General features: G+C 56.1%; 6 protein-coding genes. All 6 read right to left on the minus strand.

The window, feature by feature from the left end:
• Positions 1–317 precede the first annotated feature (317 nt).
• The 6 genes from ACZYSM_RS28700 to galE all read right to left on the minus strand — a co-directional run bounded on the left by ACZYSM_RS28700 (position 318) and on the right by galE (position 7,132).
• A complete protein-coding gene (locus ACZYSM_RS28700; RefSeq protein WP_489076995.1) occupies positions 318–740 on the minus strand; it encodes a VanZ family protein in 423 nt (140 codons plus the stop codon).
• The gene (locus tag ACZYSM_RS28705; protein WP_489076997.1) at positions 737–2,815 is read right to left on the minus strand and encodes a YjbH domain-containing protein; all 2,079 of its coding nucleotides are present in this window, start codon (positions 2,813–2,815) and stop codon (positions 737–739) included. Before ACZYSM_RS28705 ends, ACZYSM_RS28700 begins: the two co-directional genes overlap by 4 nt.
• On the minus strand, positions 2,812–3,579 hold the full coding sequence (locus ACZYSM_RS28710) for a capsule biosynthesis GfcC family protein (protein ID WP_489076999.1): 768 nt from the start codon (positions 3,577–3,579) through the stop codon (positions 2,812–2,814). The genes ACZYSM_RS28705 and ACZYSM_RS28710 overlap by 4 nt, the downstream gene beginning before the upstream one ends.
• Positions 3,576–4,235 carry a YjbF family lipoprotein gene (locus ACZYSM_RS28715; protein WP_489077001.1) on the minus strand — a complete coding sequence of 220 codons (660 nt, stop codon included), beginning with the start codon at positions 4,233–4,235 and terminating at the stop codon, positions 3,576–3,578. Before ACZYSM_RS28715 ends, ACZYSM_RS28710 begins: the two co-directional genes overlap by 4 nt.
• 13 nt (positions 4,236–4,248) lie before the next feature.
• Positions 4,249–5,361 carry a polysaccharide biosynthesis/export family protein gene (locus tag ACZYSM_RS28720; RefSeq protein WP_489077003.1) on the minus strand — a complete coding sequence of 371 codons (1,113 nt, stop codon included), beginning with the start codon at positions 5,359–5,361 and terminating at the stop codon, positions 4,249–4,251.
• Between the two features lie 703 nt (positions 5,362–6,064).
• Positions 6,065–7,132, minus strand: a complete 1,068-nt coding sequence (gene galE, locus ACZYSM_RS28725) for a UDP-glucose 4-epimerase GalE (protein ID WP_489077005.1) — start codon at positions 7,130–7,132, stop codon at positions 6,065–6,067.
• Positions 7,133–7,427: the final 295 nt, after the last annotated feature.

Consider the following 7,427-nt stretch of genomic DNA (forward strand, 5'->3'; position numbering starts at 1 on the left):
GCCGGTGTATTCGAGTTCGGAGAAGGTCTTCTGCACGCGCGTAACGCTCACGGAGAGGGTGGTTGGTTGAAGGTACTCAGTGTGCCAAGGGTGGGGACGGTTGGCTATTTTTGCAGCGTCTCCTTAGATAAACGAATTACACGCTCAGGACACTAGCCCGGCTAAGGCGGCAATAGATGCGATGTATCGCGGCGAATGGCTTGAGCTATGGCGACTCAATGGGAATAATCGGGATGTTTACCTGGCCGTTGAGCAGCGCTCGTTCGTCGTGGCTAAACGACCAGGTTTCAGGAGTTGTGCGCGTTTTTTGGGACGACTTATTTCTGAGGTAAATGCAACTTCCGAACGTCCATCGACGGGCTCGCTGCTCGTTCCGATGAATAGCGCATCCAGCGCCACGCTATCGTCAAACCGATCAACACACCGAAACCATTCGCCAAGGCATCGTAAGGTGATGCCGTACGCAGTGGCATTAGTGCTTGTGCATATTCGATCAGGATCCCGGTCAGTAGACAACCCAAGGCGATCCAGTGCAGCTTCACCCGCAGGAAGGCCAGCCGGCAACTCAAGGACAACGCGAGAAAGCCAACCAAATGGTGCAGCTTGTCTTCCTGGGCAAAGGCTTCGGGAATCGGTTTCGCGCGCAACCCGGCTATCAGCAAGACCACACTGATGCCGATGAAAAACAGCACGCGTACCCAGAGGGGAAGTTGTGTGACACGCAGGAACCACGAACTCATTCGGTGATTTTCTCAAAGTTTTTATAGAACGCATCGCTGTTGCGGCCATCGGTCATGGTGTGCAGCGAATACTGGCGGTTAAGACGCGCGCCACCATCGCGGGTCAGCGGAGCCCAGACCAAATTGGCGCGACGCATCGTGGAAACGCTCATCAACTCGTCGAAAGGGACCGAGATATAGATACCTTTGTCGAAGCTGCCCTCGCCGAATTCTTCTGCCGAAGCCGTGGTGCGGGTGACCCAACCACCGAATTTCGCGCCGTTACTGAACTCATGCGACAGATCGATCGTGGTACCCCAATCGCGTGCCAGGTAACGCCCGACACTGACCGCCGCCTGCAAATCGAACGGCAGGTCTGCATAAGTGGTGATGTGACCGGTCACGGTCTTGTATCCGCGCAGGCCAAAGCCTTGGTCAAACTCACGCTGGCGTACATAGTTCAAATCAGCACCCACGGCCCAGCGCTCGCCCATGGGGCGGTACAGCAATTCTGCGCCGACCCCGGCGAACATTGACTCCAGATAGCCGGCATACACCATGCCATACAGGTCTTGATCCAGTTGCTTGGCATGGTTGAGCTGAAATGTCGGCATCGTTACATCAGAAGTCGTGATGTACTTGCGCAAATCGGACCGCACTCGGGGCAGGTTGCTCGGTGCGTCGTAATTGAACTTATCGAAGTTGTTCACGAGATTGGTGCTGACGACGCCGCTTGTCCAGGTGTTGCGGGTAAAGCGGTATTCGGCGTCCACATCGGCGCTCAGCTGGTACAGCATGCCGTCAGGACCACCGATGTTCTGCTTGTAACCCAAGCCAAAACCATAGGTAAACCGCTCTGGTGCCTGGGTGTACAGAGTGTTTTCAACGTGTGGGGTGGCCCGGTTTAATTCGGTGGTACGGTGCAGGTCTGTAAGGTCTTGTTGGTTGTTCACCACGGCCCGGAAGGTTTCGCGCGGCACACTGGTTTCTTCCACGGGCATGTCGTAACGCTTGTTCACCAGGGTGAACCAATCGATTTCGTCATTCGCGCTGTTGTCCAGAATCCGGCTGGCCCGGCCAACGCCTTTGGCTGAGTAGAAATAGCGCGACTGCTCGCCATACACCATCAGCTCGGAATCGCGCTGAGCAATGCGTTCGACTTTATAGCCCGCGTTGTTTTCCAGTCGTTTGGAAACCTCGGCCCAGTCGACCTGATTGAGCGGCGTAGTCGGCACGCGGGCCGGAAGCGCTTCGACAGCGGGGTCGTAACGCTTGACCGGCGCCTTGCGGCTGGCGAAATTGGTATGAACAGTGATGCCGAACAACGCGGTATTGCCGCGCTCCCAACCCGCGGTCAAATCGACAGAGTCACTCAGCTTGTAGACCGCCCCCAGGTTAATGGGCGAGTCCTGTTCCTGGTTATTTTTTTGCGGCTCGTGCTTGTAGTCGTTACCGTCGAACTCGAGTTTCAAGCTCAAGGGGGACCAGGGCGTCTGATAGGCCACACCGCCAAACAGCGCGGGCGAGCCTCGAAAATACGAGTTGGTATTGACGTCGCCCGCGGTCGTGCTGACCGGGCGTGTATCAAAGCGCTCACTGACGTGCCCCAACGGGTTATCGAAATCCCCCCGGTTACCGATGTAGCCCCAGGCAATACCCAGGCTGAAATCCAGATTGTAGTAACGCTTATTCGCCACAAAATATTCGCTGGAAAACAGGCCGGTGCCCCCAATATCGCGAAAGCCGAGCGCGACCTCGGGCAACCAATGGCTTTCTTGCCAGAGGCGGGCTTTGGCATCGACCGCCTTGTCTTTATAGTTCTGGTCGCCACTGAATGACTCGTACCCGTATTTACGGTTGCTGATGGCGGTATAACGGAACGTACCTTCCAGCCAATCAAGGGGCTGTAATGAAATGCTATAGCGAGAATAAGGGGTTGTGCGGTTGGCGTTTAAGCTGAATTCGCCGGCCGGCGCCATCCGGGCGGTAGGGGTTTGCAGCAAACCCACGCCACCGAAATCATTCTGGGTAAAACGCGGCTCGCCATGAGCCAAACTGCAGGGCAACAACACTACGGCGGCAAAACGTAACTTCAAGGGGCCACCTCGGGCAGCGGTTGGGTGGCGAGAAACTGGGCCAGCTGCTCGTTCAAATCGGGTGTGGGTAGATCGCGGTCATCGTTTCGCACGGGCATCAGAATCGTGCTGCCTGCGGCGGCAAGCACCCCATCTTCGCGGTTCCAGGCGGCGATTCCGACTCGCTTGACCTGGCCATCGGGCGTAATCAGCCACAGGTAATCGGCATCTGCGTCGGTCACCGGCAAACAGCTGTTGAGGTATTCATGGGCTGGCTGCAGGGCGTGATAAGGCAGCGTGCAGGGCTTTTCCACCGCGCCCAGTACAGTGACCGTAGTCGGGCGCAGGGGGTAAATCAGCTGGTCGCCGTCATTGAGCGGGTAATTGCGGGCGAACGCCACCTCCAGCGCCACGGGGTCGAGCACCGCGACTTTTCGGCCGGTGACGGGCAGTCGGCTGACCTCTTCAAACAGGCGCGCAGCCAGGGCCGCAAGGCTGCTGTTTTCTTCCAGCAAGGCGCCACGTTGCACCATTTTCAGATCGAACAGCACGCCGGCTTTAAGGCGGCTTTGCTGCTTCAACAGTGGCTGGTGCAGCCAGGCGGCGCCCAGCCAGTAACTTTCAGCGTTCGGCTGGGCCTGGCTGACGGCATCGAGCAAGCGTGAGCCCGGCACGAACGTGAAGGATCCGGCGTTTAGTACATCACCCGTCACCGTAACAGCGGCCTGAGTCATCGCAGAACTGGCCAGCAATAGGCAAGCCGACAGCATTTTCGAATACCTCACCGAGCCGTCTCCCGGTCAGGGCGCAATTGCACAATCTTCAAGAAAAGCTCCGGCGTGAGATGTTGTTCGCTCTGCAGGATCAAGCCATCGTCAGGGCTGACCCAAAAACGGTTAGTGGCCTGGAACCCCAGCTCGGGTATGTCGATGTGTTCGTCTATGCGCTGTAACGCATAGTCTTTGTCCAGGATGGTGACGGTTTCGATGGCCTGCCGACTGAAACGACTGTTGACGGCCAGTCCAACCCGCTGCCCCTGATAGAGATCTATCCAGCGGGTACTGGTGTAACCGTCGGGCAATCGCTGCATGCCAAGCTTGAACGGCGACTCACCGTCGAAGCGCGTGCCATCGAGATTGATACCCAGGCCGACGCTGCGCACGGCCAGACCGTTACGCATCAACAACACCTGCTTGCCGGAGGCGACCCAGAACTCCAGGTCACCCTGCTGGCGAAGCTTCGCCATTACACCTTCGCTAGCGTCTGTGGTGACCTTGATCTGTGCATAGGGCACGGCCTCCACTTGCGCCGCAGTCACTGCCAGCGGCTGGACGCCCAGTGCGGAGGCTTTAAATGTATCCAGAGACGCCTGCATCAACGGATTGCAGCCACACAGTAGTAAACCCACCGCCAGGCATGAGCTGTTACGCAAAGTTTTCAAAGCGGCTCAAACCTTATCGACTGCTGGCTTCACTGAGATTGTTTTGAGCCGCCGCTCCGGTACCCAGGATAGCGGCCGAGGGTACCAACTGGCTGATCAAGCGGTTCCAGCGGGTCACCCCTGCAGGGCCGACATAGACAATGTCCTGGGGTTGCAGATCGAAGCGGCTGGCGAGGGCAAAAGCGGTAGGCGATTCGGCGTCCAGCTGAAAGACTTTTGCCGGCTCGGTTTCAAGGTTCTCGGCACCCCGAATGACATAAAGGGCATTGCCGTTGGACGTGTTCTGGTTCAGTCCACCGACCGATCCGATCGCATCCGCCAGATTCATCCGATTGATTTTGAACGTGAGCGCCCGAGGCTGGTTGACCTCACCCATGACGTAGATCTTTTTCCGGTCGTTGTAGGGAAGGTACAACTGATCGCCGTCTTTCAAATAGACGTTATGCAACAGCGAGCCTTTGCTGTTCAGCGCGTCCAGGTCCAGCCGATATTCATGCCCGTCGCGATTCAGGGTCAGGCCAGCAAGGTCGGCATTCAATGGATCGACAGTGGCAGTACTGACGGCTTCGACGACACTGAGCGGCGACGTGGTAATGGGCTGTTGACCGGCTTTCAAGACGGCACCGGAAAGGATCACCTTTTGACTGGCGAAACGTAGAACGCTCAAGTCCACCTGAGGGCTGTCGATAAATTGTGTAAGGCGCTCGGCGATGAACGAGCGAAGCTCCTCGATGGTTTTACCTGCCGCATCAACATTGCCAACATAGGGGTAAAACATGGTGCCGTCCGGGCGTACCAGACGACCGTTGGCATCAATTTGCTGTTGTGGCCCCGATGGTGCAGTCAACTCTGGATGGTCCCACACGGTGATGTACAACACATCGTTGGCACCAATCCGATAAGCCCCCGGCTTGAACGCCAACAACTCGGCCGGCACCGAAGCTTGCACTGTTGTCGCCGCGTTCTGGGCAATCAGTTTGGGCGTTATCGGAATCAACTCGACCCGACTGCTTTCCGGTGAGCCATCACGGCCGATCTTACTGGTATCCAGGTGTTGACCGGGTGAGAACATACAGCCTTGCAGGGCAACGCCTGCAAGCACAGCGAGCGACAAACTACGAATCATGATTGAGGACACTTGTGGGGGGAACACATCAAAACTGAACCACCTGGATTGCTCCAGGTGGTGGAAGGCTATCGACCCTGCGGTGCGCTTAGCGTGTAGTGCCGGTAGTACCAGTGGTGCCAGTAGTGCCAGTAGTGCCGTTATTGTTGCTACTACCGCTATTGGATGACAGCGCTGCAGCCCCAGCGATAACAGCAGCGCCAATGCCGACGGCAGTCATTGTGGTTACGCCGCCCAAGACAGCGGTGGACGCGGTCAAAGAAGTGCTTGCTGCAGTCCCTGCCGGTGCGGCTGAGGCAGAAGATGCCGCCGCGGGAGGCTCAGCGGCCAAGGCAGAGGCACTTAAGGCAAGCATTAGCGCGGAAACAAATAATTTGGTCATGGGGAATTCCTTTGATAGATCGTCTGTATTGGCGGTAAAACTTGGGCGCGTAAGTGCAAGGTTACGAACTTCGAGCATTCGGTATGCTTGAAGCATCGTAATGGAGCCGGACGCTACGAGCGTGACACTTCAGTGATCTCTTTACCGGCATTCATCTTTGCAATATCACCTTTAGAATACCTGCGTAGGGTGTCTGAGGTTTCCGACCTTTTCTAACGCCCTCTATTTTCTAACATTCCCGCTGACCTGCTGTGGTTATTGGGGATGTAGTGCAGATCTCATGACTCGCCTGAGCTTTCACACTGGGTGAGATCAATAGAGTTATCGACCATAACCTTGCGGATTACTTGTCTGCCAGCGCCAGGTATCGGCCATAATTTCCGGCAAGCCACGCTTGGCCTTCCAGTCCAATTCATGGGCGGCTTTTGTCGGGTCGGCCCAGCACTTGGCAATATCCCCGGGGCGACGCTCAACTACTTGATAAGGCACTGCTCGGCCGCTGGCCTGCTCAAATGCCCGAATCATTTCCAGCACGCTGTAACCGGTACCGGTGCCCAGGTTCCAGATGTTCACCCCGGTTTTTTGGAGGACTGTCTGTAGCGCACTCAAATGCCCATCGGCCAGATCCTGCACGTGGATGTAGTCGCGCACCCCGGTACCATCCTGCGTCGGGTAATCAGCGCCGAACACCGACAGCTGCTGGAGCTTGCCAATGGCTACCTGGCTGACATAGGGCAGGAGATTATTGGGAAGGCCGTTGGGGTCTTCGCCAATTAATCCGCTTTGGTGTGCGCCCACTGGATTAAAGTATCGCAGCAGGGCAATGCTCCAGCGCGGGTCAGATTTCGCCAGGTCCTGTAACAGGTCCTCGACCATCAGCTTCGAGCGACCATAGGGATTGGTCGGCACGCCGATGGGGAAGTCCTCCCGGATCGGCATCTGCGTCGGTTCGCCATACACCGTGGCTGAAGAACTGAACACCAGATTGAAAACTCCGGCGTTGGCCATAGCCTGGCATAGGGTGATACTGCCCGTGACATTGTTCTGATAGTAGTCGAGCGGCTTTCGTACACTTTCCCCAACAGCTTTCAGCCCTGCGAAGTGCAATACCGCGCTAATCTGCTGCGAAGCGAACACCTCATCCAACAACTCACGGTCGCGAACATCCCCCTGAATAAACTCAGGTGTCTTGCCGCAAATACGCTCTACTCGACGAAGAGACTCCGCCGAGCTATTGCAGAGGTTATCCAGCACTATTACGTCGAAGCCCGCTTCGAGCAAAGCGAGAGTGGTGTGCGAGCCGATATAACCAGCACCGCCAGTTACGAGTATTTTAGGTTCGCTGGATGTATTGCTATTGCAGCTATTTAGTGTGGTCATAGTCGCCATTAGTTGCAGTTTCTCTATGGAGGAGAAGGGTTTTCTTGGTTATATATGTAAGGATTAAATTTAACGTTATGTCTGCCGAGCAGTTGCGCACTTGCCTAAAATTTAGGATTGTTGTGAGTATTTAAACTTAATAAGTGTTTAAGGTGCGGTGTATGAATTATTAGTAGGGGCGGTTGCAGGAGCTGAGTGCAACACGGCTATTGAATTGAAGCAGGAGCCTCATGTTGCAAGCCCATGAGCTGAGTGAATACCTCGATCGGACACAGCCAGTTAAATCGCTTGCGTGGTCGGATGT

The organism is Pseudomonas sp. F220 (genome assembly GCF_057813935.1).